22 protein-coding genes, 1 riboswitch and 1 other annotated feature are annotated in these 25,813 nt (G+C 37.7%); of the genes, 12 read left to right on the top strand and 10 right to left on the bottom strand.

Annotation, left to right across the window (positions count from 1 at the left end; genetic code table 11):
• Window positions 1-24 precede the first annotated feature (24 nt).
• The 3 genes from argJ (at window position 25) to BFM98_RS12685 (ending at window position 3,209) form a co-directional block, all read left to right on the top strand.
• A complete protein-coding gene (gene argJ / locus BFM98_RS12695; RefSeq protein ID WP_048393513.1) occupies window positions 25-1,257 on the top strand; it encodes a bifunctional glutamate N-acetyltransferase/amino-acid acetyltransferase ArgJ in 1,233 nt (410 codons plus the stop codon).
• Window positions 1,220-2,005 carry an acetylglutamate kinase gene (gene argB / locus BFM98_RS12690; RefSeq protein ID WP_066037565.1) on the top strand — a complete coding sequence of 262 codons (786 nt, stop codon included), beginning with the start codon at window positions 1,220-1,222 and terminating at the stop codon, window positions 2,003-2,005. The genes argJ and argB overlap by 38 nt, the downstream gene beginning before the upstream one ends.
• Window positions 2,006-2,078: 73 nt before the next feature.
• The gene (locus BFM98_RS12685) at window positions 2,079-3,209 is read left to right on the top strand and encodes an acetylornithine transaminase (protein WP_066037575.1); all 1,131 of its coding nucleotides are present in this window, start codon (window positions 2,079-2,081) and stop codon (window positions 3,207-3,209) included.
• A 112-nt stretch (window positions 3,210-3,321) separates the two neighbouring features.
• On the opposite strand, the gene BFM98_RS12680 is transcribed toward BFM98_RS12685, so the two are convergent.
• Together BFM98_RS12680 and BFM98_RS12675 are read right to left on the bottom strand one after the other, a co-directional pair.
• Window positions 3,322-4,203, bottom strand: a complete 882-nt coding sequence (locus BFM98_RS12680) for an NAD-dependent epimerase/dehydratase family protein (RefSeq protein WP_066037564.1) — start codon at window positions 4,201-4,203, stop codon at window positions 3,322-3,324.
• A gap of 135 nt (window positions 4,204-4,338) precedes the next feature.
• Window positions 4,339-7,377, bottom strand: a complete 3,039-nt coding sequence (locus tag BFM98_RS12675; RefSeq protein ID WP_066037563.1) for a transglycosylase domain-containing protein — start codon at window positions 7,375-7,377, stop codon at window positions 4,339-4,341.
• Window positions 7,378-7,479: 102 nt separating this feature from the next.
• Window positions 7,480-7,688 (top strand) — a binding site (T-box leader).
• 83 nt (window positions 7,689-7,771) lie between these two features.
• Between BFM98_RS12675 and tyrS the strand changes: the two genes are divergently transcribed.
• A complete protein-coding gene (gene tyrS, locus BFM98_RS12670; protein WP_066037562.1) occupies window positions 7,772-9,040 on the top strand; it encodes a tyrosine--tRNA ligase in 1,269 nt (422 codons plus the stop codon).
• A 50-nt stretch (window positions 9,041-9,090) separates the two neighbouring features.
• Here the strand turns inward: tyrS and BFM98_RS12665 are convergent, their stop codons facing one another.
• Window positions 9,091-9,894, bottom strand: coding sequence for a cobalamin-binding protein (locus tag BFM98_RS12665; protein WP_054549940.1), 804 nt, complete (start codon window positions 9,892-9,894; stop codon window positions 9,091-9,093).
• A gap of 139 nt (window positions 9,895-10,033) precedes the next feature.
• A complete protein-coding gene (locus BFM98_RS12660; protein WP_004226138.1) occupies window positions 10,034-11,239 on the bottom strand; it encodes an iron-containing alcohol dehydrogenase in 1,206 nt (401 codons plus the stop codon).
• A gap of 546 nt (window positions 11,240-11,785) precedes the next feature.
• On the opposite strand from BFM98_RS12660, the gene BFM98_RS12655 reads away from it, so the two are divergent.
• Both BFM98_RS12655 and BFM98_RS12650 read left to right on the top strand, forming a co-directional pair.
• Entirely contained in the window at window positions 11,786-12,334 is a 549-nt protein-coding gene (locus BFM98_RS12655) for a MarR family winged helix-turn-helix transcriptional regulator (protein WP_054549941.1), read from the top strand.
• A 91-nt stretch (window positions 12,335-12,425) separates the two neighbouring features.
• Window positions 12,426-13,622 carry an MFS transporter gene (locus tag BFM98_RS12650; RefSeq protein WP_066037561.1) on the top strand — a complete coding sequence of 399 codons (1,197 nt, stop codon included), beginning with the start codon at window positions 12,426-12,428 and terminating at the stop codon, window positions 13,620-13,622.
• A gap of 71 nt (window positions 13,623-13,693) precedes the next feature.
• Here the strand turns inward: BFM98_RS12650 and rpsD are convergent, their stop codons facing one another.
• Window positions 13,694-14,296 carry a 30S ribosomal protein S4 gene (gene rpsD / locus BFM98_RS12645; RefSeq protein WP_016991579.1) on the bottom strand — a complete coding sequence of 201 codons (603 nt, stop codon included), beginning with the start codon at window positions 14,294-14,296 and terminating at the stop codon, window positions 13,694-13,696.
• 573 nt (window positions 14,297-14,869) lie between these two features.
• Between rpsD and BFM98_RS12640 the strand changes: the two genes are divergently transcribed.
• Complete coding sequence (locus BFM98_RS12640) at window positions 14,870-16,648, top strand: sensor domain-containing diguanylate cyclase (protein WP_231595662.1); 1,779 nt, start codon at window positions 14,870-14,872, stop codon at window positions 16,646-16,648.
• A gap of 88 nt (window positions 16,649-16,736) precedes the next feature.
• On the opposite strand, the gene BFM98_RS12635 is transcribed toward BFM98_RS12640, so the two are convergent.
• Window positions 16,737-17,216, bottom strand: a complete 480-nt coding sequence (locus BFM98_RS12635; RefSeq protein ID WP_066037560.1) for a GAF domain-containing protein — start codon at window positions 17,214-17,216, stop codon at window positions 16,737-16,739.
• Between the two features lie 25 nt (window positions 17,217-17,241).
• Window positions 17,242-18,036, bottom strand: coding sequence for a histidinol-phosphatase HisJ (gene hisJ / locus BFM98_RS12630; RefSeq protein ID WP_066037559.1), 795 nt, complete (start codon window positions 18,034-18,036; stop codon window positions 17,242-17,244).
• A gap of 163 nt (window positions 18,037-18,199) precedes the next feature.
• On the opposite strand from hisJ, the gene ezrA reads away from it, so the two are divergent.
• The 5 genes from ezrA to BFM98_RS12605 all read left to right on the top strand — a co-directional run bounded on the left by ezrA (window position 18,200) and on the right by BFM98_RS12605 (window position 23,288).
• Entirely contained in the window at window positions 18,200-19,900 is a 1,701-nt protein-coding gene (gene ezrA / locus BFM98_RS12625; protein WP_054549944.1) for a septation ring formation regulator EzrA, read from the top strand.
• An 89-nt stretch (window positions 19,901-19,989) separates the two neighbouring features.
• A complete protein-coding gene (locus BFM98_RS12620) occupies window positions 19,990-20,457 on the top strand; it encodes a GNAT family N-acetyltransferase (protein ID WP_066037558.1) in 468 nt (155 codons plus the stop codon).
• Window positions 20,458-20,563: 106 nt separating this feature from the next.
• Complete coding sequence (locus tag BFM98_RS12615; protein WP_066037557.1) at window positions 20,564-21,715, top strand: cysteine desulfurase family protein; 1,152 nt, start codon at window positions 20,564-20,566, stop codon at window positions 21,713-21,715.
• Window positions 21,716-22,924: a tRNA uracil 4-sulfurtransferase ThiI gene (gene thiI, locus BFM98_RS12610; protein WP_048393538.1), complete on the top strand. Its 1,209-nt coding sequence runs from the start codon at window positions 21,716-21,718 to the stop codon at window positions 22,922-22,924.
• Between the two features lie 145 nt (window positions 22,925-23,069).
• Window positions 23,070-23,288 (top strand): alpha/beta-type small acid-soluble spore protein, encoded by a 219-nt coding sequence (locus tag BFM98_RS12605; protein ID WP_004226165.1) that lies wholly within the window; start codon window positions 23,070-23,072, stop codon window positions 23,286-23,288.
• A gap of 70 nt (window positions 23,289-23,358) precedes the next feature.
• Here BFM98_RS12605 and thiE read toward each other — a convergent pair whose 3' ends face one another.
• From thiE to thiM, 3 genes are read right to left on the bottom strand one after another with little or no spacing between them, the layout of a single operon-like run.
• Window positions 23,359-24,003: a thiamine phosphate synthase gene (thiE, locus tag BFM98_RS12600; protein ID WP_048393540.1), complete on the bottom strand. Its 645-nt coding sequence runs from the start codon at window positions 24,001-24,003 to the stop codon at window positions 23,359-23,361.
• A complete protein-coding gene (thiD, locus tag BFM98_RS12595; protein ID WP_066037556.1) occupies window positions 23,993-24,817 on the bottom strand; it encodes a bifunctional hydroxymethylpyrimidine kinase/phosphomethylpyrimidine kinase in 825 nt (274 codons plus the stop codon). Before thiD ends, thiE begins: the two co-directional genes overlap by 11 nt.
• Window positions 24,805-25,572 carry a hydroxyethylthiazole kinase gene (gene thiM / locus BFM98_RS12590; protein ID WP_066037555.1) on the bottom strand — a complete coding sequence of 256 codons (768 nt, stop codon included), beginning with the start codon at window positions 25,570-25,572 and terminating at the stop codon, window positions 24,805-24,807. Before thiM ends, thiD begins: the two co-directional genes overlap by 13 nt.
• A gap of 83 nt (window positions 25,573-25,655) precedes the next feature.
• Window positions 25,656-25,753: riboswitch (TPP riboswitch) on the bottom strand.
• Window positions 25,754-25,813: the final 60 nt, after the last annotated feature.

Below are 25,813 nucleotides of genomic sequence, written 5' to 3'. Positions count from 1 at the left end.
TATTAATCTAAGGAGGAATTTCGGATGACAGTTACCACTTCAACGAATGTAATGAAAAAATTATCAAGTAAAAATATTGTTTCACCAAAAGGCTTTAAGGCAGCCGGATTACACTGTGGTTTAAAACATAAGAAAAAGGATTTAGCCCTTTTAGTAAGTGAAGTCCCAGCAAGTGTTGCGGGTGTTTTTACTACAAATGCTGTGCAAGCAGCACCATTAAAAGTCACGAAGGAAGTTGTTTATGCAACTAAGAAAATGCAAGCGATGATCGTCAATTCAGGCAATGCGAATGCTTGTACAGGTAAACAAGGTGTAAAAGATGCCCAAACAATGCAAGCGCTAGCTGCTGAAAAATTAGGGATTGCACCAAATTTGGTGGGAGTTTGCTCGACAGGTGTTATTGGAGAAATGATGAAATTAGAGCCAGTAGCAAATGGTATTCTTCAGTTAGAGCCAAAGGACAATTTAGAAAGTGCGATTGACTTTGCGCAGGCTATTTTGACAACAGATACCGTCATGAAAAACACAAGCTATAGTACAACTGTGGATGGCAAGGAAGTTATCATTGCTGGTGTAGCAAAAGGTTCAGGTATGATCGAACCTAATATGGCAACAATGCTAGGCTTTATTACAACAGATGCCAACATTGAATCTGATGTGTTACAAGCAGCTTTATCGACTATTACTAATTTAACATTTAACGCTATTACAGTTGACGGGGATACATCCACTAATGACACAGTGGTAATATTGGCTAATGGCTTGGCAGGGAATAATTCTTTAACTCCAGAGCATCCAGATTGGCAAAATTTCTTTAACACTTTGCAAACAGTAGCGGAAGATTTAGCAAAAATGATTGCCAAAGATGGTGAAGGAGCAACGAAGCTTATCGAAGTGGAAGTTGTTGGTGCAATTTCAGACGAGGAGGCACGTAAAATTGCAAAAACAGTCGTTGGTTCACCACTTGTAAAGACTGCAGTTTTCGGCTGTGATGCCAACTGGGGGCGTATTATTGCAGCAGTAGGGTATAGTGGCGCAACAGTTGATCCAGATAAAATTACTATCCAAATCGGTGGTGCTACTATGGTAGAAAACGGTGAACCAATTCCCTTTTCTGAGGACGAGTTAATTCAAATATTAAAAATGCATGAAGTAAAAATCTATGTGTCCCTTGGTGTGGGTGATGGTAAGGGGCATGCTTGGGGATGTGACTTAACATATGACTATGTCCAAATCAATGCATCATACCGCTCATAAACGTGTGGTCATTAAGCTTGGGGGCAGTACACTGGAAGGTTTAAATGAGGCTTTCTTTGATAATTTTAAAAGATTACAAGAGAGTGGGGTAGAGCTTATTATTACCCACGGGGGTGGGCCAGCCATAAATCGAGAACTAGCTGCTCAAGGCCTACAATCACATACATTAAATGGAATACGTGTCACGAACGAGGCTGCAATTAAAGTTGTCCAATCGACCCTAATAGGGCAAGTAAACACTGCATTAGTTCATGAGTTAACAACAGCTGGTATAGCAGCCATCGGATTAAATGGCTTTGATAATCAGTTGATAGTCGTAGACTTTTTAGATCAAGAGACTTACGGGTATGTAGGAGCTATTAAAAATATCAATACATCCTTATTGGAAGCTTTAATGGGTGTAGGGATTGTACCTGTTATTGCCTGCGTAGGTACGACCGAAGCAGGTCAGGCTCTTAATATTAATGGCGATACGGTAGCAAGTGAAATTGCTTTAGCCATCGGAGCAGATAGCTTACTACTCGTGACAGATGTGAGTGGTATCCGTATTGAAGATGAATATCAAGCAATAGCTACACCTAGCCTTATAGATCAATGGACAGAGCAGGGCCATATTTACGGTGGAATGATTCCAAAAGTGCAAGGAGCGATTGACTGTTTACGGGCAGGGATTCCTTCTGTACAAATCGTAGGCGCAACTTTAATTGGTACAACAATTGTAGCCACAAGTGAACTTCTTTCTTCCTAGTGTTCTAAATAGGATAGCTTGAGAAGTATAGTTGTTGAAAGAAACTATTTTAAATGATAGTGGAGATGATAACATGAGTGTTTTATTTGAGAATTACGGCAAGCGTCGTGCACAAATTGTCAAAGGTCAGGGGACAATTGTTGAGGATTCAACAGGGAAGCAATACTTGGATTTTACTAGTGGCATTGCTGTGGTGAGTCTTGGTCATGCCCATCCAGCCGTTGTACAGGCACTTCAAGAGCAAAGCGAAAAGCTATGGCATATTTCAAATCTTTTTGAAATACCAGGTCAGGAAAAGGTGGCAGAAAAATTAATTGCTAATACACACTTTTCACATGCCTTTTTTTGTAATAGCGGGGCTGAGGCTAATGAAGCGGCCATTAAATTAGCTCGTAAGCATACAGGCAAACATCATATTATTACATTTGAAAAATCATTCCACGGTCGTACCTTTGGAGCAATGTCTGCAACAGGTCAAGGCAAAGTACATAATGGCTTTGGACCACTCGTAGAAAAATTTTCGATTTTGCCATTTAATGATGCTGCTACACTTGAAGCAACCATTGATGATTCAGTTGCAGCTATAATGCTAGAAATGATTCAGGGAGAGGGTGGCGTCAATAGTGTATCAGCAGAATTTGCCGCAGCTATTGCAAAAGTCTGTGAGGAGCAAGGTGTACTACTAATTGTTGATGAAGTGCAAACGGGCATTGGAAGAACAGGAACACGCTATGCATTTGAACAAACGGTATTAAAGCCACATATCGTAACTTTGGCAAAAGGCTTAGGTGGTGGTTTCCCTGTTGGTGCAATGCTCGGAACTGCTGAGCTTCATGCTACATTTAGTCCAGGAACACATGGTACAACATTCGGTGGAAACCCTCTTGCGATGAATGTGGCACAAGCTGTTTTAAATCATGTGTTTGAGCCAGATTTTTTACAGCAGGTACGAGAAATATCTGCCTATTTTGTGGCACAACTAAGGGCTCATTTATCTTCTAGCTATACTGTTCAAGGCCAGGGTCTCTTGTTAGGGATTGGCTGTGGGGACACGGAAGTTGCGCCTTATATCGCGGCAGCGGAAGAAAGTGGTCTTTTATTAGTAGGGGCAGGGCCAACAGTTATTCGTCTTTTGCCTCCATTAACGGTCACGAAGGAAGAGATTGACAAAGCAGTAGCTATTTTAAAGAACATATTACCGTGATAATACACTTTCGTTCAGCAATGAAAGTGAGGCATTAGCGGCAAAAATGTCTAGACATTAGGGATGAACAAAGAATCTGCTAGATATGAGCAGATTCTTTGCGCTATAAATGCTATTGTAGCTGTTTTACTAATGTTGTCACTAATTTTGGTAACCAATCTTCAAGCTGACTAAACGTAAATCCTGCCTTCTCAGCCTTTGCATTGGACATATACCAATCAGCAGGCACCCCATAAGGAGACTGTGATTCCTCATCACCACCAATGAGGGAAATTTTTGCGCGCTGACCACTTGCTTCTTCAATTAGAGCAATTAGATCTTTGAGAGATATGGCCCCTGATGCGGTAGCATTGTATGGTCCCTCAATAGGAGTAACGCCCGCAAAGTATAAAAATTCAGCAGCTTCCTCATCTGTAATATAACTCATCTTTGCATCAATGTTCGGTAAAGTAATCGGCTGATTCTGTAAAATATGTTCAACGTGGAAATGTAAACGTCGAGTATAATCATCTTCACCCATCACAATTGGAAAACGTACAGCTACGACTGGGAATGAAGCTTCTTTGAATAAGACTGCCTCCGCTTGTCGTTTTCCTTCTCCATAAGAAAATTCCTCTTGATGTCCCATACGAATTTGATACTGGTATGGATCAAAGTCTTCTTCCTTTTTCATCTTACCATCTACCTCATATGTTGAAAGAGTAGAAGTAAAGACCAGCTTTTTCGTTTTTCCTTTTAATATCTCGCAAATCGCTTGTGCCTCGTTGGGCGAATAGCAAATATTATCATAGACAATGTCCCATGTTGTATTGGCTAGTGCCTGTTCTAAAGCATCACGATCATTACGATTTACTACTAATTGCTTAACATGTGTACCAAAGGGATTGCCACTTTGACCACGTGTTAAAATCGTTACATTATGTCCATTTTGAATACAAAGATCAACTAGCTTTTTTCCAAAAAAACGTGTGCCTCCTAAAATCAATATGTTCATATATTTTCACCCCTTCAAAATAGTAGTCCTCTTAATAATGACAAAAAAACAGACTTACTACAATTCATAAGGAATATGCAGTAAGTCTGTTTAATTGATTATCTAATACAAATGCTTTTGCTAAGGCATAATGGATTAGCGCCTTGATGTTTCAGTTGGAGTAGTGGTATTACCATTGTCTCCTCCGTTTGTGCCATCTCCGGGGTTATCAGATCCATCGCCATTGCTTCCGGAGCCATCCCCGTTATTGGAGCCATTGCCATTGTTACCAGAACCATCCCCGTTATTGGAGCCATTGCCGTTATTACCAGACCCGTTCCCATTATTGGAGCCATTGCCGTTACTACCCGAACCATTACCATTACCATTGCCATTAGTAGGTGGCGTTGTAGGTGGTATTGGTTCTTGGTCGTTTTCCTCTGGGTCAGGTTCATTTTCACTACCGCCAGTAGACACAACATTGGAATGTGGTGATGTTAAACCTGTAATATCTACAGCGACCACTACATAAGCTTGTCCACTAGCAACCGTAATGTTTTGTGTTGACTCTAGTACGGACGTTACAAGTGTATTACCGCCATTCGTAACGTTGTAGATACGATAACCAACAACATCATTCGATGACTCTGACCATGATAATGTAGAGCCATTTACTGAAGCTGAGACAGCTCCTGGAGGGCTACCATCCGCTGGGAAATCAACTGCTGATACAGATGAATTCGACAATGTAGAATTCTTTGGTAACAGACTAGCAGGGTTCCCGCCAAGTCTACCTAACATTCGTTTAATAAAGTCTTGATTAATGCCTGCGCCACCTGCTTTTACAAACTCTGCTGGTGTATTTGGCAACGCATTATAAGTTTTTCCTTTAATCGTCACAACACTTGAAGAGGCTAAGCTATCATCAGGTTGTGATGGTAAAAATACTTTCGCATTAAATAAATCTGAGCGTACAAGACCTGCGCTAGCACAAGCTGCAGAAGGGGCCATGCCGGAAATACCACAGAATGACGCTGTCACAACATTTTTAGGCGCCTTAAAACTTGTTGGTGGGTCAATTAGCTGAGGGTCCGCATCGTAAACAGCATTCATTAAAGTACCCCATAGCTTATTCACCCGAACGCTTGGCTGTAAATAGGTGTTGTTAAATGCATAAAGTGTACGAGGTTGATCGTAACCCATCCAAACACCAAGAGATACATTAGGGTTATAACCAACTAACCAAACATCTTTATATTCTTGAGAAGTCCCTGTTTTTGCAGCGAAATCAGAAGAGAATTTTAATGTATTTCGTGCCATTGTCCCTGTTCCTTTAGTGAGAACATCACGTAGCATATCTGTCACGATATAAGATGTTTCTGGGCTAAATACTTGAACAGGTTCTACTTCATGTTGGTAAACAATATTTCCTTCTTGGTCTTCAATTCGATCAATCATATAAGCGTCAATGAATTGGCCACCATTTGCAAAGGTAGCGAATGCATTTGTATTTTCTTCAACAGTAGTTCCTTCGCTTAAAGCACCGATCCCAGTTGCTAGGTTAGTAAAATCATCTGGATGTAATTTTGAGAATCCCATTTTTACTAACAAATCTGCAGGGCGTCTACTAATAATATCATTATATAAACGTAGTGCTGAAATATTTTGAGAATCTGCTAAAGCTTCACGTGCTGGAATAAGACCTCGCTCATCACTCGTAATATAGTTACTTGGACTCCAAGAACCGATTGAGAATTTCACGTCAACTAATGGACTACCCGCACCGATTACTCCATACTCAATGGCAGGTCCATAAACAAGTAATGGTTTCATTGTAGAACCGTTAGAACGATAAGCTTGTGTTGCATGGTTTACTTGAGTGGTTTTAAAGTCTCGACCACCGACAAAGCTTAAAATACGACCTGTCGTATTCTCTATTAAAATACTACCTACTTGTACCGGCATCTCAATATCAATTTCTTCACCAGTAACAGGATCTTTCCCTTTACCAGTATACGTATGACCATAATACTGGAAGTCTTTTGCTGCTTTTTGCATCGCATCATACATATCTTTATTAATGGTTGAATAAATACGATAGCCTTTTGAACGAACATCACGATCTGCTAAAATCGTATATTTATCCTTTAATTTTTTTTCTGACTTTAAGCGCTCTGGGTCAATCCCATCATCTTTTGCTAATTTTTCAGCAATAATATCTTTTGCACGAGCTTCAAGCTCATAAGTCAACCAAGGATAACGATCCTCCGCGCGCATTTCTGGTCCACGGAAATCGGCAGCAATATCATAGTTTAACGCTTCATTATACTGTGCATCATCAATATAACCAGCTTCTTTCATACGATAAAGTACTGTTTTCATACGATCAATACCTGGTTTCAAAGCTTCTTCACTTTTCAGTTCACCTGTATTTGTAAATGGTGTATAAGCAAATGGTGCCTGTGGAATACCAGCTATGTACGCAGCTTGAGGAAGAGTCAATTCTTTTGCTTTTACGCCAAAAATTCCTTCCGCAGCTGTTTCAACACCTGCAATATTTCGTCCTGAAGAGTTACGACCATAGGGAATGATATTTAAATAAGCCTCTAATATTTCTTCCTTCGTCATAAAATGTTCTAAACGCATCGCTAGTAAAATTTCCTTAGCTTTACGCTCGTATGATACTTCATTAGTTAGTACTTGGTTTTTAATAAGCTGCTGGGTAAGTGTAGAACCACCTGTCTGCGTTGCAGAGTTTGTGACATCTTGTAATAACCCACGAATAACTGCTTTAGGAACAATTCCGTTATGCTCTCGGAAATATTCATCTTCTGTTGCCAGAACAGCATTCACGACCTCTGGTGCAACATTGCTAAGCGAAGTTTCACGTCGATCTAAATCTGTCCTTAATTTCCCAATATAAATATCGTTGGCAAAATAAATCTCACTGGTTTCTTCATAGCTAAAAATTTGATCCCTTAACTCTTGTTTTGAGCGTAACGGTTCTTCTTTTACAAGAGAAGCAAAATAACCAGCTCCAACTGAACCGACAAATACAGTGCCAACCAATGCAAAGACTAAAAATAGTAAAAATAAGTTCCAGGTAACACTACCTGAAATACGTAATTTCTTCATCCATTTTTGTTCAAGTAATTCATCGATCTTTGCATTGATTTTTTCAATCCAATCTTTCAATGTATCGACCTCCTAAAATCTTGTCTATTATAGCACATATTGTTTTAGCACGAACATAGTTATTGACTTTGAAAAAGAATCGTATAAAATTATGTTTATAGTTTTCTGGTGATGAAGAGCTTGCAGTAGTGTCTATATTCCCTGTTTAGAGAGCCAGTGGTTGGTGAAAACTGGTCATATTGTAGAGACGAATTACGTGCTTGGAGCTTAGACGTGCGCGCCTGCGATAAAGGCGGCTGAATGAAGTGGAAGGTGGATGACATCTTCAAGCTGGGTGGTACCGCGTTAGTTTGCAACTTAACGTCCCTGCATGCAATTGTTTGCGTGTAGGGACTTTTTTTATTTAAACATGTCCATGCACGTAATGAATTTAACCATTTTAGGAGGAATGAACATGACAAACGAATTATTACAAGATTTAGAATGGCGTGGTTTGCTATACCAACAAACAGATGCGGAAGGCATGGCAAAATTATTAGATGAACAATCTGTATCTTTATACTGTGGGGTAGATCCAACAGCTGACTCCATGCATATTGGACATATTGTTCCATTGTTAACGCTTCGTCGATTCCAAAAAGCGGGTCACCGTCCAATTTTACTTGTTGGTGGTGCGACAGGGATGATCGGTGACCCATCTGGCCGTTCAGAAGAGCGCCAATTACAAACAGTAGAGCAAATCGATAAAAACGTTCAAGGAATCCGTAGTCAATTAGAACGTATTTTCGAATTTGCGGAAGATGGCAATGGTGCTCAGCTTGTGAACAATCGTGACTGGATTGGTAATATCAACACAATTGAATTTTTACGTGATTACGGGAAACTAATTAACGTAAACTATATGTTAGCAAAAGATACGATTGCTTCTCGTCTTGACACAGGAATCTCGTTTACAGAGTTTGCCTATACGTTAATTCAAGGTATTGATTACAATCATTTATACAATCACTACAATTGCCGTATTCAAGTAGGTGGCTCTGACCAATGGGGTAATATTACAACAGGGTTAGAGGTTATTCGTAAAGCACACGAGGAAGAAACGAAAGCCTTTGGAATTACGATTCCATTAGTAACAAAGGCAGATGGTACAAAGTTTGGTAAAACCGCAGGTGGTGCTGTTTGGCTAGATAGTAAGAAAACATCTCCATATGAATTCTACCAATTCTGGATCAATGCAGCTGATGCAGATGTCATAAAATACTTAAAAATCTTCACGTTCCTATCTCGTGAAGAAATTGAAGCTTTAGCCGTATCTGTAGAGGAGGAGCCACATTTACGTAAGGCACAAAAGGCGCTAGCTGAAGAAATGACTCGTTTAATACATGGTCAAGAGGCATTAGAGCAAGCCATCCGTATTACAGCTGCTTTATTCTCAGGAGATCTAAAAGCACTTTCAGCCGAAGAAATGAAGGACGCTTTTAAAGACGTTCCTTCTATTGAAATGGCTAAAGAGGATAAAAACATTGTGGACCTACTTGTGGAGGCCGGCATTTCCTCTTCAAAACGTCAAGCACGTGAGGATGTATCAAATGGTGCTATTAGTGTAAACGGTGAAAAGGTAACAGATTTAGAATATGTAGTCGATGCGAAGGATCGTTTAGAGGATGCATTTAGCATTGTCCGTCGAGGTAAGAAAAAATATCATATGGTGAAATTTATCTAATTTCTATTTGCAAAACCACATCCCAAAAAACGCTGGATGTGGTTTTTTCATCATAAGAAACTTGGAGGTTTTATTTGTTCATATTCTTTAGGATGCAGTATTTTTCCAAGCTTTATAGCACCTTCAATAAGTCGTGGAGAAGGGCGACAATACAGCCATTCTTCCATTACATGGAGCTGTTCCGATTGAATGGCATGTAACTCTTTGGCATATGGACGTTTTAATAAATTAGCAGGTTGGATACGCTCAAATGCGACACCAACCCAAGCCATCATGATATAGTCAGGCTGGCGTTTAACAACATCTATCCAATCTGTTTGAACACTAGCAAGCTCAACATCTTGAAATAGATTAATGCCACCAGCAAGAGCGCTAATTTCTGTTAGCCAATTTATTTTCCCAGGAGTGAAAATAGGGTTCGGCCACCATTCCCAATACAGGGTAGGTTTCTTCGGAATTGTTTGTGCAATGGAATACATTTTTTCGATGGAATGCATGTACTCTTCAGCAATTGTCTTTGCTTGTTCCTCCACTTGACAAGCTTTCCCGAGTGTCAGAAGATCTTGCGCAATTTCTTCTAATGAGTTTGCATTAAAAATAATATGAGGGATATTTCTTTCTTTTAGTGCCTCAATGTTTTTTTCCATACCAGGTACACTCAAGGAAGCCAGAACAAGATCAGGCTGTAATGCCTCTAATGCATCCATGTTAATTGATAAATCAGGCCCAAGCTGTGGTAGATCTTTAACCGATGATGGCCAATCAGAATAATCATCAACTCCAACGAGCTGGTCTGTCAGCCCTAAATAGGCGACTAATTCTGTATTGCTAGGACAAATTGAAATTAAACGCATATTATTTTCTCCTATTCTTTTTAAGAGAAGTATAGCGAGAGTTCCCGTGATAGACAATGTGTGTGTATCGAGTCCATAAAAAAGTGGAGAAAACATTTGTTTTCTCCATCCTTTGTATAGGCTTATAGGAAACCGTCGATTAAGAAAGGGCAACTGCCTCGAGTGACTCTTCTTTTTTCACAATAGGACCCATTGCATTTGTGATGATTTGTTTGATATCCTCTAGTGTTGCTTTACGAGGGTTCGTCTCAGCACACACATCTAATAATGCATTTTTTGCTAAGATCTCAATATCCTCATCTTTTGCACCTAATTCACGGAAGCCGCTAGGAATATTTAAATCTTGTGATAACTTCTCAATAGCTGTAATAGCCTTTTCAGCCGCATCTCGCTTACTTAAACCCTCTACATTTTCTCCTAATAATTCAGCGATACGAGCAAAGCGCTCTGTACGTGCTGTGACATTAAATCGACAAACATGTGGCAATAAAATAGCGTTGCACACGCCATGTGGTAGGTTATAGAAACCGCCCAATTGATGAGCAATTGCATGAACATAGCCAAGTGATGCATTATTAAAGGCCATTCCCGCTAAAAATTGTGCATATACCATTTGTTCACGCGCTTCTATATCAGCTCCATTTGCATAGGCACGTGGTAGATATTCAGGAATTAGCTGAAGGACCTTTTCAGCACATGCGTCCGTGATTGGTGTAGCATTCGTAGAAACGAATGATTCAATAGCATGTGTTAGTGCATCAACCCCAGTAGCTGCCGTAAGAGCAGGAGGTAAACCAATCATTAATTCAGGATCGTTTATAGAAAGTAACGGTGTCACATGCTTATCAACAATGGCCATTTTTACTTTGCGTGCTGTATCTGTGATAATAGTGAAACGAGTCATTTCACTGGCAGTACCAGCAGTTGTATTAATTGCAATTAATGGCACAAGTGGATTTTGTGATTTATCAACGCCTTCATAATCATGAATGCGTCCACCATTCGAAGCAATAAGTCCGATACCTTTTGCTGCATCGTGTGCGCTGCCTCCTCCAAGAGAAACAATAGAATCACAGTTTTCCGCATGATACACGGAAATGCCATCTTCTATGTTTTGATCTGTTGGATTTGGTTCTGCTTTAGGGAAAATTGCTACATCAATTCCAGCAGCTGTAATGATGTTTGCAATTTGTTCTGAGAGACCTAATTTGTGTAGACCCTCATCTGTTACGATTAATGTCTTTTTCACTTCTAAATCATTTAAGCGTTTACCAACTTCTTGAATTGCTCCAGGTCCAAATAAGTTTGTTTTCGGCATAACAAATTGCTTTAGAACGTCTGACATATTTCCAACCCCTTTTAAAAAATTATTATTGCTTGAATGATGGTGAACCACCTTTCGCAATTCATCGTATTCTATTTTTTGTAAAAGTTCAACTCGTATTTTTATTAAAATTGTTAAATTTCTTCATGTTATTATTTTACAAAAAAGTTAAGGTGATGATAGGAGCATTGGAATGTTGTTTTGTTGTAGAATATTGAATTTAAAAAGGTTTTAAAAATATTTTACTATGAAAGTAAAATATATTTTTTGGAAAACAGTTCTATTTTGACGATCTAATGAATAGTAAATAACTGATATTTTGTTTTTATTATAAAGGTAGTGATTATGTTATTTTGAAACTATGTAATTGCTATTTTAAAGTACATAAAATTGCCACAATATAAGAGAAAAAATTATTGTTGGTTATAATAATCTGGGCAATGCGTCTGCTCTAAAAAAGTAGTGCATCATTTTGAAGAAATCAGTGAAAATAAAAATTCTTGCTTTGGATTAAATTTATAGTTAGAATAGTTGATAGTTAGATAATCTAATTAAAAGGTGATTGTAATGACAAAAAGTAAGAAATCGTACACACATGAAGATGATTTACCTGTATTAGGGGTAGAGCCGTATTTTGAACTGATTCAAACGTCTTCTTCAAGTGATACAAATCGAGAAGATGCCAAGCTGGGATTAATGTTGTTATGGTTAAGTGATTATGTGCTGGATGTAGCAGACAATGAGTTAGCTCCTTTTGGCATTACGGAAAGTAAATTAGACTTATTACTATTGCTGACTCTACATGAAGATAGACGAGCGACTCCATCAGCTTTAGCTCAACGATTAGGAATTACGAGAGCATCAGCAACGTCAATGCTTGATTGGCTAGAAAAGAGAAATCTTGTTGTACGGAATCATAGTAAAGAAGATCGGAGGAAGGTCTATGTAAGTTTAACGGATGAAGGTCGTGCTTTTATAACGAAAGTGTTACCGACTTATTGGTCGTCATGTGCTTCTAATTTAATTGATTTGGAACCTGATGAACGAAAAGTATTTGAAAAGCTAGTGAGTAAATTATTAAAATCTATACAAAGAAAATTAAAGGTGGAACGTTAAACTGTAGCTATGTTGGTACAGTTTAATTTTTAATCGTTTAATTAGATTATCTAACTATAAGTTAATCGAACTAAAAAGGTGATGTATTTAAATGAACATTGTAATTTCAGGAAATCGAGCAAATTATGCTTTAATGACAACTATTTTATCCTGGACAGGTATGGTAGTGATGTCGAGTCTCTATTTAACAATACCTCTGATTAGTGTATTCAGTGATTATTTTCATATTTCATTGACTAAAGCGGGTTTTACATCTAGTGTTTTTTCACTTGGATTTGCACTAGGGTGTTTTTTCTATGGTGCGATATCAGAAAAATATGGTCGTAAAAATATCATTGTATTTGGGCTTTTTTCATTAAGCGTAATAACGTTACTTCTAGGTTTAGTTAATGACTTTTCTTTTATCCTTCTATTGAGAGGATTACAGGGGCTTGCGGCAGCAACATTTTCACCAGTAGCACTTGCCTATACTCTTGAGGTTTTTCCAAATGATCGAAAAGTTGGGGCAGTAGGTTTTATCAGTACGGGATTTCTTGTAGCGGGTATAGTTGGTCAGGTGTTTAGTGGATATGTAAGCGACCATAGTCATTGGCATGTCATCTTTTATGTACTTGCTGTAGTGTATGTTATGACTGCTTTGTTAGTCGTGTGGATCTTACCGAAGGGAATAATTCAGAATGAAACTAAAAATATATGTGCTCCTCTGAAGAGAATTGGTATTATTTTCACCAATAGAAATTTGATCTTTAGTTATATCATTGCGTTTGCATTATTAATGTCATTTGTCAGTATGTACATTATTTTAGGGGCTTATTTAACGAGTGATTTCTTTGGTATGAAAAGTCAGAACCTTATCTACATTCGTATCTTTGGGGTAGTGGGGATGGTTATGTCACCATTTGCGGGGAAAATAGCAAAGCGTTTTAATGTGCTGTTTGTACTGAAAATGGCCTTAACTCTCGCGATTATTGCACTGACCGCGATGAGCTTTATTTCAACTATAGCTGGTTTAACCATCAGTAGTATTTTATTTGTTGGTGGGATTGCCCTTGCTGTTCCTTCATTAGTAACGCTTGTTAGTCAGTTAGGTTGGAATATGGGAGGGATTGCAGTTTCTATGTACACAGTAATTTTATTTGCTGGAACAAGTGTTGCACCGTTCATATCTGCTTATTTCATACAATTTGGTAGCTTTACTGTAGCCTTCCTCCTACTTGCTACAATACTCGGTACTGGATTAGTTTTTGCGCTAATGATTAAAAGCGGAAAAAACGTAGGTTCTAATTGATTGTTCATAGAAAAAAAGCCCTGAAGCCTTGGTATACAAGGGATTTCAGGGCTTTTATTAGCATCAATTGATTAACGAGAGTAGAACTCTACGATGAATGCTTCGTTGATTTCAGCTGATAATTCAGAACGCTCTGGAAGGCGAGTGAATGTACCTTCTTTTTTGTCAGCATCGAATGTTAAGTAGTCAGGTACGAAGTTGTTTACTTCGATTGCTTCTACTACTACAGCAAGGTTTTGAGATTTTTCACGAAGAGAAATCGTTTGACCTGGTTTTACGCTGTATGATGGGATATCAACGCGTTTGCCATCTACTAAGATGTGACCGTGGTTAACTAATTGACGAGCTCCACGACGAGTACGAGCTAAACCTAAACGGTAAACTAAGTTGTCAAGGCGAGTTTCAAGAAGGATCATGAAGTTTTCACCGTGAACACCTTTCATTTTACCAGCGCGGTTAAATAGAGTACGGAATTGACGTTCGTTCATACCATACATATGACGAAGTTTTTGTTTTTCTTGAAGTTGTAAACCGTATTCTGATAATTTTTTACGTTGGTTTGGACCGTGTTGTCCTGGTGCGTAAGGACGTTTTTCGATTTCTTTACCTGTACCGCTTAGTGAGATACCAAGACGACGTGATAATTTCCAAGATGGACCTGTATAACGAGACATATTGTTGTCTCCTCCTTTAAATTTGGTTTTTTTGTTGTAAAACAAAAACCAGTAGTACCCATTCTTACACGCATTTTATTTTCATGTACTTTCGCCTATGCAGCCGTTAGGTTACACAATACACCATCTAATTTTCATTGCTGATCATCTAAGTAGTTGTACATCAGAAAATAGAGGAATAAAATACAATCATAAGCTTATACCACTGCTGCGTTTATTTTACACAACCTCCATTGTAACTGCTTTGGACAAGGACGTCAATTATTAGCTAGTAAAAAAATATAAAAGAACATAGTAGGAAATTCCTCACTACCTATTTAAAATAATATGGGAATAGTTAATGATACGCTGTGTTATGTAAATTGTAAAAGTAAGGGATAATTACATAGTCAAAATGACACAAATTATGTATAATATATTATAAGTTAATAGTAATTGATTTGGACGTTATATAGAAAAGGTGATTTCATGACAGACCATTTACAAACGCTAAAATATATAAAATCTGATGTTTTGAGCTTTTGGGTGAGTTCTTATGAAGAACAAACTAGTTTTAATGGGTATTTTTGTTCATTGAAACAGTTTCTAAAGAAGCGCTTGAAAATTGATAATGCTGCTTTTCTTAGTTTTGAAGGTAATTCCTTAATCCCAATCGAAGAGATGGCTTCATTAACAATTGAAACAAAGCTAAATGCTGTGTCATGGCTGATGATCGAAGCTAGTTTTTATCAACAAAAAGTAGTGAAAATTCCTTATATATTGAAAGCAAGACAGGCCTATTCAATGATGACAGATATGGTGCTTTTCCAAGCAGAGGGCAAAAATCCCATTGGTATATTACTTGTGGAGGCAACAGAGTCTTGGACAGACTTTATGACCTCGGAGTATGGTGAAGAGTGTATAGAAACACTTTCAAAGGTTCTTCAAATGATTAGAGACAATTTAGATGTCAAAATAAATGAAGACCAATATAGAAAACTATATAACATGACTGACTTATTTCATTCAACAATGGATATTGATTTAATTTTAGAAAATGTATTAAAAAATATACGGGATAATTTTCCTGAGTTTAATGTGGAGCTTATTTTATCGAATGATCAAGATCGACACACGACCATCGATATTAAGCTTTTTGATTATTTATCAGAAAGACCTGCTACAATTGAAGCCTTTGTATCAGGAGAGTTGACGACAGAGCTAGCGAGCGATTTAAATTGTCGGTTGTTAAATGCACCGATTAAGGGTAGGCAAGCTATTTATGGCATCTTGCAAGTAAGTGCACCCACCACTTATCTTTTTTCAACAACCGAAAAAGATTTTGTACGGATGCTGGCACAAGCTTCAGGAAATGCTCTTGAAAATGCAAAGTTATATCATCAATCGCATCGCCTCGTAAGTGATTTACAACTCATCAATGAAACTTCGCATCGTTTAAATATGCGAATTGACATTCATGAAATGTTACTTTTCCTACAAAAGCAGTTACTGAAATCCTTTCAGCCAATGGAAGTATGTTTCGCATTTAAAAAACACGATACATTTGAAATAACAGGTGCAAGTACCTCCCTGTTCCATTCAGAAAACGGTCAAAGTTATATAAAACATGTTGAACAGCACTTTGCTCAAACGAATGATCCACTATTTGTTGCCGATTTCAGCCGTCTAACTCCTAATCAAATTGAGTATCGCTCTATTATGGCGATTCCTATACTTATGGAGGAAAAGATTAATGGTTTTAGTATTGTCTTACATAAAGAGCCATATTTCTTTTCATTCGATAGTTTCAAATTAATGCAATCTTTAATTCACCATTCATCATTAGCCATTGCAAACTCAATTTTACGAACACAGCTTCAGGAAATGGTCGATTTGGATCATTTAACGAAACTGTATGCTCGTAGTTACCTCGATCAGTTTGTAGAAAAATCACTTGAATATGATCAATCTGGTATGTTTTTGTTAATTGATATTGATAATTTTAAACGCATTAATGATACGTATGGTCACCAAGTTGGAGATAAGATTCTTGTTCAGATTGCGGTTCAATTAAAAGAGACTATTGGAAGTCGTGGGATTTGTGCAAGATGGGGTGGAGAAGAAATGTCTGTCTATGTCCCTAACATCGATGAAAAAGAAGCTTTAGAATTAGCATCAACCATTGTGGAAGTCATCCCAAGTACCACAGATCCACAAGTAACCATTTCTGCGGGTCTTATAACATGGGATGAGCGAGATCGACCAGCATTCCAATCTGTGTTTTTACATGCAGATACAGCCTTGTATGAGGCGAAAAACAGTGGGAAAAATCGCTTTTGTACTCACAATGGATCGTTCCAAACGAATTCATAGGATTATAAAGCAAAACGTAAATGGTTGTTTAAATAAATCGCCCTGAAATGACAATATAAAACATTTCAGGGCAATTTTTAATATTGTATTATAAATGGTTAAGGAGTGTTTTAACAAATTCCTCTAGGCCATTACGATCTTCCTCTGAAAAGCGATTCACGATAGGACTATCGATATCTAACACACCAATAATTTCACCTTGCTTCATTAGCGGTATAACAATTTCAGACTGCGATGCAGCATCACAGGCAATATGCCCTGGAAAATCATGTACATCTTTTACAACAACTGTTTCTCTTGTTGCCACAGCTGTACCACAAACACCACGCCCAATAGGAATTCTAACACAGGCAGGAAGACCCTGGAATGGTCCTAACACAAGCTCATTATCCTGCAAGAGATAAAAACCAACCCAGTTAATGTTCGTTAAAAATTGATTTAACAGAGCAGAGGCATTACTTAAATTGGCGATTTGATTGGTTTCGCCAGCTAATAGTGCATCTAATTGTTTTGATAATGTCAGATACTGGTCAGCAATTGATCCTTCGTAATTAATTTGTGTAAACATACTAAGCACCTCGTTTAAAAGTTATTTAAATTGGTAATATAACATTATAGTGTTGATGTAAATCTTCTGCGCAATGTGCATCTGAACCAAATACATATGGTAGTTTAATAGTTTGACTATAATTGATAAGGGCAAATGGTGGATAAGGCTCCTGACAATATTGTTTACTTAAACCTGCACTATTTAAATCTAATTCATAGCCCGCGAATTTCATGCTGTCTAATACTTCTTTGATACGTGGGGTGTCATTGATTTTTTCGTTGTGCGCTAGTTGGAATTTATGAATAAGTGATGGATGTCCAATCCGTTTTGGTTTGTATGGTCCAAGATCTGCTCTAATCGATTGTAGGACAGTATCATAATATAAATCATATACCAGTTCAACAGAGCCAACTTTTTTTGAAAAATCAATAAAGCATTCAGAAGAAAAGTCGATACATACAAAGGTATCTTGCCATTTTAAAAAATGGACTGATAAAATAGCGTCATCTAAAAGATGTCCATAGGTATCAAGGAATTGACGAGTTTCTTGTTCGTAGCCTTGGATGTAGTCAACTTCTAGTCCGATGCGGATACGAATATCTTGTGCATACTGTTGTTGTAGATGTTGCAATTCTTCAATGTAAGACATGAGATCATCAGGATTCATGCCACTATCTTGTTGCGGGGTTGGATCGACAAAACTTTTGGGCAATGGGGCGTGTTCTGTAAATGTTATATCTGTGAAATGTTGAGAAATTGCTTTTTCAATATATTGCTTGAATGAGTCCGTAGTGCCATGTGGACAAAAAGGACTATGTATATGCCCATCACGTTTCATAATTTAACACTCCTTTAGCTCTATAGATACGCTATTTAAATATTTCACAATAGCGAAAATACAGTTTTCTGAAAAACACTTAAATTTTAGTACAAAAGGCGAAAACATAGTATATAATAAATACAACTAGCCAATTCGTTTATTGTAGAATAGGAGGCTTACGATGGAGTATATCATCATTCCGATTATCCTACTATTAATTTTAGCCATAGTAGGATTTATGATGCGAAGAAAACATGTTGCAATTATTGCAAAACTAGAAAATGAAAAATTACAAATACAACATAATCCTATAAATGAAGAAATTTCAAAAGTAAAATCTTTAAACATGAACGGTGAAACGGAAGAAATGTTTGAACGATGGCGCAATACTTGGGATGAAGTCATCGACGTACATATGACTAAAATCGATTCTCTTCTATTTGATGCTGAGGATCAAATTAATCGACTTCGTTTTAAAAGGGCAACTTTAATAGAACGTGAAATTGAAGATTACATTGAGAAATGCGACCAAGATAAAAATAAAATTTTAGAAGAACTGAATGAATTAATTGGCAGCGAAGAAAAAAATCGAATTGAAATCGAACAATTAAAAGAATACTATCGCTCTGCAAGAAAGACATTGCTGGCTCATCAGCATTCATTCGGTGTAGCATTACCTGCATTAGAGAAGAAGCTAGAGACATTTGTTCAAAAATTTGAAGAGTTCGATGTCCTAACGAATGAAGGTAATTATTTGCAAGCGCGAGAAATTGTCATTAGCTTAAATCAAGAATCGCAGCAGACATTCGAATATATTAATGATGTTCCAACCATCTTAACGGAAATTCAAGTGAAGCTACCAGGTGCGGTTCAGGAATTGCGTAATGGTCAGCGTGAAATGGAAGACCAATCTTACTATTTACAGCATTTAGAATTGACAGATGCACTTAATAAATATGAAAAAGAATTCGAGGCATTAAAACTCGAACTTGCAGAGCTGAATTTAAAAGTTGTTAAACCGCGTGTGACAGAAATAAATGAAGAAATCGACCATTTTTATGATTTACTTGAAAAAGAGGTTATTGCTAAAAATTATGTAGATCAAAATTGTGATCGTTTATTAAGTTCTATTACCAATGTCATTTCTTCAACAAAATTAGTGAATGACGAGGCAACGTATGTACAGCAAAGTTATCATTTAAATGAAAAAGATGCCGAAATTCCAAAAGCCGCTTTAAAACAATTGGAAGCACTGCAACGTCGCTATGATCTATTAGCTATGCGAGTTAGGGAAGAAAAATCAGCTTATTCTAGCTTACAGGAAGAGTTAATCGAAATTAGTGAAGAGCTTGAACGAATTCACGAAGAACAAGGTCATCTATCGAATACAATGAAGAAACTTCGAATAGATGAAAATAAGGCACGCGCTCAAGTCGAAAACTTAAAGAAAATATTACAGGATACTGATCGTTTATTGAACAAGGCAAATATTCCAGGAATTCCTGAGGAGATGGATGCACGGCTTGATGAGGCAGCAGAGCACATCTATGTTGTCATGCAAAGCTTGCAAGAAGTACCACTTAATATGGGTACTGTTCATAATAATCTAAATGCAGCAACACTCTGTGTAGAGGATGTTAAAGTAAAGGCACATGAGTTAATAGAAAATGTGATGCTCATTGAGCGTATTATTCAGTACGGTAATCGCCATCGCGCATCGAACCCAAAATTGAACGGACGTTTAAGAGAAGCAGAAGAGGCTTTCCATCAATTCCGTTATGCAAAGGCTTTAGAAGAAGCCGGTACAGCAGTGGAAGAAATGGAGCCAGGTGCCTTAAAGCGTATTCAAGAAATGGTTGCCGAAGAATTCATAGCAAAATAATTCAAATAACATTTTGAGCTGTCTAAAAAGTATAGCGATTACTTTTTAGACAGCTTTCTATTTATGCTTAGATTAGGATGTGATTCAGTATGAAATTGTCCATCAAAGAAATGAATGAACATTTCGCAAGTGAAATTTTACAATGGCAATATGTAGCACCTTACGATTTTTACAATAATGAATTATCGGGTGAAAATGTACAAGAAATGCTTGATAATCCTTACTTTGCGATCTTTAATAATCATAGTGAACTAATTGGCTATTATTGTACAGGTAAAGCAGCCCAAGTGCCAAAAGGGCAAGGTTTTGGGGCGTATGAAGAAAACTGTATAGATATTGGAATTGGGTTGAAGCCAAATCTAACGGGTCAAGGATTAGGAACGGCATTTTTTTCGTTTATTGTTCAAACAGTTCAAGAAGAATATCAGCTGCCATTACGTTTAACAGTTGCACTATTTAATAAGAGAGCAATCCATCTTTATGAAAAATTTGGTTTTGTTAAAGCAATTGAATTTAGAACACCAACAGAGTTTGTCACGATGGTGAAAAAAATGTAGGATATCAATTAAAATTTAAATAATTGTTAAAGTTAGTGGTCAATCGCCAAAGATTGCGTTATGATAAATACCGTTAAATCAACGTTTTGAAAGTGTGTGAAAAGTTATGGTTAATACAATTTATTTGGATAATAGTGCAACAACTAAGCCTTTAAAAGAGGTTATGCAGGCTTTTATGGTTGTAAATGAGCAGTATTATGCCAACCCTGCTTCCATCCATGCTATGGGTGTTGAAGCAAATGATTTATTAATACGTGCGCGTGAGCAAGTAGCAGATATTTTGCAGACAGAGGCAAAAAATGTGCTATTTACTTCAGGTGGTACAGAATCAAATAATGCAGCTATTTTTGGAATAGCACGTAGTAATACGCATATAGGAAAGCATATTTTAACGACTGAAATTGAACATCCATCAGTGCTAGAAACAATGAAACAACTTGAAAAAGAGGGCTATGATGTTGAATATCTTCGTGTCGATCGAAGAGGGGTGATTTCTCTAGATGAGCTTCGTACTAAAATACGAAAAGAAACAATTTTAGTTAGCATCATGCATGTGAATAATGAAATGGGTGCAATTCAGCCTATTAAGGAAGCAGCAAAAATGATTCATGAAATGAGTCGTGCTGCCTTTCATGTTGATGCTGTGCAAAGCTTTGGGAAATTAGCAATATCCTTTAAAGAAGAAGGACCTGACTGTATTTCTATCTCTGGTCATAAAATTCATGGCTTTAAAGGCTCAGGAGTGTTAGCATTCCGTAAACCCATAAGATGGCAGCCCTTTGCTCTTGGTGGAGGTCAGGAATTTGGTATGCGTAGTGGTACTGTAGCAGTTCCGCAAGCTGTTGCTTTAGCGAAAGCGGCTCGACTTGCTGTTGAAACAATGAACGAACGCACAAATAAATACCGTCAATGGCACGATGAAATCCGAACTCAGCTAGAAAGTTATGGCGAAGCAGTCCATGTTTTATCAACCCCACAGGGAGCTGCGCATATTGTGTCATTTAGTGTTCGTGATTTAAAAGGGGAAGTCATTATTAATGCTATGCAAAAACGTGGTGTCATTGTGTCGACATCAAGTGCATGTTCTTCCAAGCAAACGAAAACAAGTCATGTCGTCGAGGCGCTTCACCTTGATGAGCATTATAAAAAAGGCGTGATTCGCCTTAGCTTTGGCGCACATAACACAATAGAAGATATAGAAAACTTTAAACAAGTACTAGCAGAAGTAATGTTGGAACTCAAAGGAGAAAATAAGTAAATGATTTGGAAAGAAATTTTAATTAGATATGGTGAGCTTTCTACAAAAGGTCGCAACAAAATGGATTTTATCCGCCGTTTACGTGAAAATATTCGTCATGCCTTTGCAGATTTAGGACAACTGCATATTCGCACAGAACGTGACCGTATGTTTATTGCCATAGAAGACGAAGCACAAATGCAAATGCTAATTACAGGTTTACCTAAAATTTTTGGTATTCAATCATTTAGCCCTGTCGCTGCATGCGAAAAAGATATGGACAGTATGAAAAAGCTCGCTATCACTATTATGGAGACATTTAAAGATGAGCCACATACATTTAAAGTAGAGGTAAAACGTACTGATAAAACATTTCCTTTAGAATCTCATGCCATCCAACGTGAGATCGGTGGCTATGTTTTACCACAATTTCAAAATTTATCTGTTAAAGTGAAGCAGCCTGATATTGAGCTACGTGTAGAAGTTCGCCATGATGCAACTTATATGATGGCACAAGTCATTCCTGGTGCAGGTGGAATGCCTGTAGGATCAAATGGCAAGTCTTTATTAATGCTATCTGGCGGTATTGATAGCCCTGTCGCGGGTTATTTAATGATGAAGCGTGGTGTGCGATTAGAGGCAATTCACTTCTTTAGTCCACCTTATACAAGCCAAAATTCATTGGAAAAAGTTAAAGTGCTTGCCAATGAATTAACAAAATTTGGTGCTAGTATTCGTTTGCATGTCATTCCTTTTACTGAAATACAAGTTCTTATTAAAGAAAAAGTACCTTCTAATGTATCGATGACGACAACACGCCGAATGATGTTGAAGGTTGCTGATCAGGTGCGTGAGGAAATTGGTGCACTTGCTATTGTAACGGGCGAAAGTCTTGGACAAGTGGCGAGTCAAACGCTTGAAAGTTTAACAGCAATAAACGCAGTAACAAATACACCTATCCTTCGTCCGCTGATTTCAACAGATAAATTAGAAATTATTGATATTGCAGAAAAAATCGGCACATACGAAACATCTATTCAGCCATTTGAAGATTGCTGCACGATTTTTACACCAGCAAGTCCAAAAACAAAACCGAAGCTTGAAAAGGTTGAGCATTATGAAAGCTTCTCTGACTTTGATGAATTGATCGAGCGAGCAGTGAAGAATCGCGAGGTCTATATTTTCCCTAAGAAAGAAGAACAACAAGATAAATTTGCAGATCTACTATAAGGATTCAAAAGCTGTCTCAAAGCCCATTTTGAGACGGCTTTTTTGTATGGATATTGTTATTCCAATAGAGGTACAATTTACCTCTAAATTTTTTGTATTAAAAATCTAATATCGCACATTCTATATTCACAAGGAGGTGAGAAACATGGCTTCAAACAACAACCGTAGTTCAAACCAGCTTGCAGTACCTGGTGTACAACAAGCACTAGATCAAATGAAATACGAAATTGCACAAGAATTTGGTGTTCAATTAGGAGCTGAAGCTTCAGCTCGTGCCAACGGTTCCGTTGGTGGTGAAATCACTAAACGTCTTGTACAAATGGCAGAATCTCAATTAAAAGGTATGCCAAACAACAATCAATAAATGCTGATTAAGCATTTATAAACTTAAAACCAGTGACCGTAAAAGGCACTGGTTTTAGTTTGTTTATTGATCATTTATTTATACGAGATAAGGATCTAAATGTAGCTACTGTATGATCAACATCTTTGCTTTGACAAATAGCTGAAATAACAGCAACACCATCAACCCCCGTTTGAAATACAGAATGTGCATTTGTGAAATTTATTCCACCAATTGCTACAATTGGTAATTCAGGATGTAATGAATGTGCCTCCTGTAAAAAAGATGTACCACATGGTGGTTGTGCATCACTTTTAGAGGATGTTGGAAAGATTGGACCGATACCAACATAATCAGCTTGATGGTTAATAGCTATTTGCAATTCTTCCTCGCAATGGACAGATACACCAAGAATCATATTCCCGATTCTTTTACGTGCTACACTTACAGGTAAATCATCTTGTCCGATATGAACACCATCAGCCCCTAGTCGTATCGCTAGATCAACATCGTCATTAATGATAAAGGGCACATGATAGTGATGACATAGTTTTTGACATTGGCGTGCAAATTGTTCATACGCAAGTCCAGTTAACGCGTGAGGACCTTTTTCACGAAATTGAAACATTGTAATGCCTGCTTGCAAGGCTTTTTCTAGGATATAGATAGGTTGTTCTTGAGGAGGAACATTGCTCGTACCCATAATAAAATAGAGCTCCAAATCCTCACGTTTCATGAATAATCACCTCACAGCCTTCCTTATACTGTTGATAAGCAAAATGATTAGTGGGTCCATGACCATTTCCAATCGATAAATTAAACATAATAGCTAATTGGATAAATTTTTTAGCTTCTATTATGGCATTTTCCAGAGCAAATCCTTGTCCAAGAAAAGCAGTAAGTGCTGCGGAAAATGTACATCCAGTACCATGCGTATTTTTTGTTTGGATTCGTGGAGACTGCAAAGAAAAAGAACGTCCATTTTTGCAAAATACATAATCAATGGCATAAAGTGGATCTGCTAAATGACCACCTTTAATGATGACACATTGTACACCTAGCTGTAACAAGCTTTGAGCTACTTCTTTCATATCTTCAAAATGATGAATAGATCTCCCAGTAAGTGTCTCTGCCTCGGGTATATTGGGCGTAACAACCGTAGCAAGTGGTAATAAAGTTGAGCGTAAGGCATCGATAGCTTCTTGCTGTAATAGGCTTTCCCCACCTTTTGCAATCATCACCGGATCAACAATCAGCGGAATGTTTAGCTCCCTGATCTTGTGTGCAATTGCTTTGATAATTTCTGAGGAATAAAGCATTCCTGTTTTAATCGCAGCGATTGGAAAATCTTCTACTAAGGCCTCTAATTGTTTTTTTATAAAGGAAACGTCAATAGGGCAAACACCTGTTACACCCAAAGTATTTTGAGCAGTTAGAGCAGTAATAACAGAAGTACCGAACACTTCTAATTCCTGAAATGTTTTTAAATCAGCCTGTATACCCGCGCCACCACCACTATCTGAGCCAGCGATTGTTGTTACAATATGCATGAAGCTGCACCATCCTTTGATAAGCGATGTATAGCATTGAGTAAGGCTATTTGAAAATCACCAATGTCTGCAGTAAATGCGGATGCCAGTACACCTGCTTTTTTATAGTAAGTAAGTGTTTCTGTTAATTGTTGGTAAGGATTATGGCTTACACTATAGGCTGCGCCACAAATTGCGCTAAGTAAACAACCTGTACCCGTTACTTCCGTCATTTGTGGATGACCACCAGCGATCCATTGGCTATGCTTGCCATCAGTTATAAAATCGCGTTCTCCTGTGACAATAACAATGCATTGATAGCGTTGAGCCAATGATGTGGCTTCTAATTCCATAGCGATAGTGCCATGACCACTATCAACACCTTTTTGTTGCCAATTTACACCAACTATTGCTGCTAGCTCGCCGAGATTACAGCGAATCACGGCAAAGTGTATGTTTTCCAGTAAGTATTTTACGGTTTCCTTACGATAAGTTGTGGCTCCAACTCCGACAGGATCTAAAATAACAGGAATACCAAGTTTATTGGCTTTTTCACCTGCTAATAACATGGCACTTTTTGTGCGATCATTAAGTGTTCCAATATTAATTAATAATGCTTGAGCAATGGCCACCATCTCCTCTACCTCTTGGTAGTCATCGGCCATTACTGGTGAAGCACCTATCGCTAATAAACCATTTGCTTGAAAATTTGCCACTACATAATTGGTTATACAATGGATAAGTGGTTGCTGTTGACGAATTGTTTGAAAAATCATTGTAGTCCTCCTTTAGGGATGGACGTAAGCATGCAAAAAAGGCTCTTTTTGTGTAAAAATGCACGAAAAGAGCCTTTCATCTGAAAACGATGTTTATTGCTCCCTACGTCAGTATTAACTAACAGGTTCAAAGGGTCAGGTTTTACCTTCTCAACTCTTACGAGTCCCCCTGCAATCTTGCTTTTAGTTGACCAAAATGTACCATACTTTTCATTTGTATTCAATAGCAAGTTTTCCTATA

This window comes from Lysinibacillus sp. AR18-8 (genome assembly GCF_001705465.1).
In the GTDB taxonomy this organism is placed as follows: domain Bacteria; phylum Bacillota; class Bacilli; order Bacillales_A; family Planococcaceae; genus Lysinibacillus; species Lysinibacillus capsici.
This window is presented reverse-complemented; position numbering and strand designations above follow the sequence as displayed.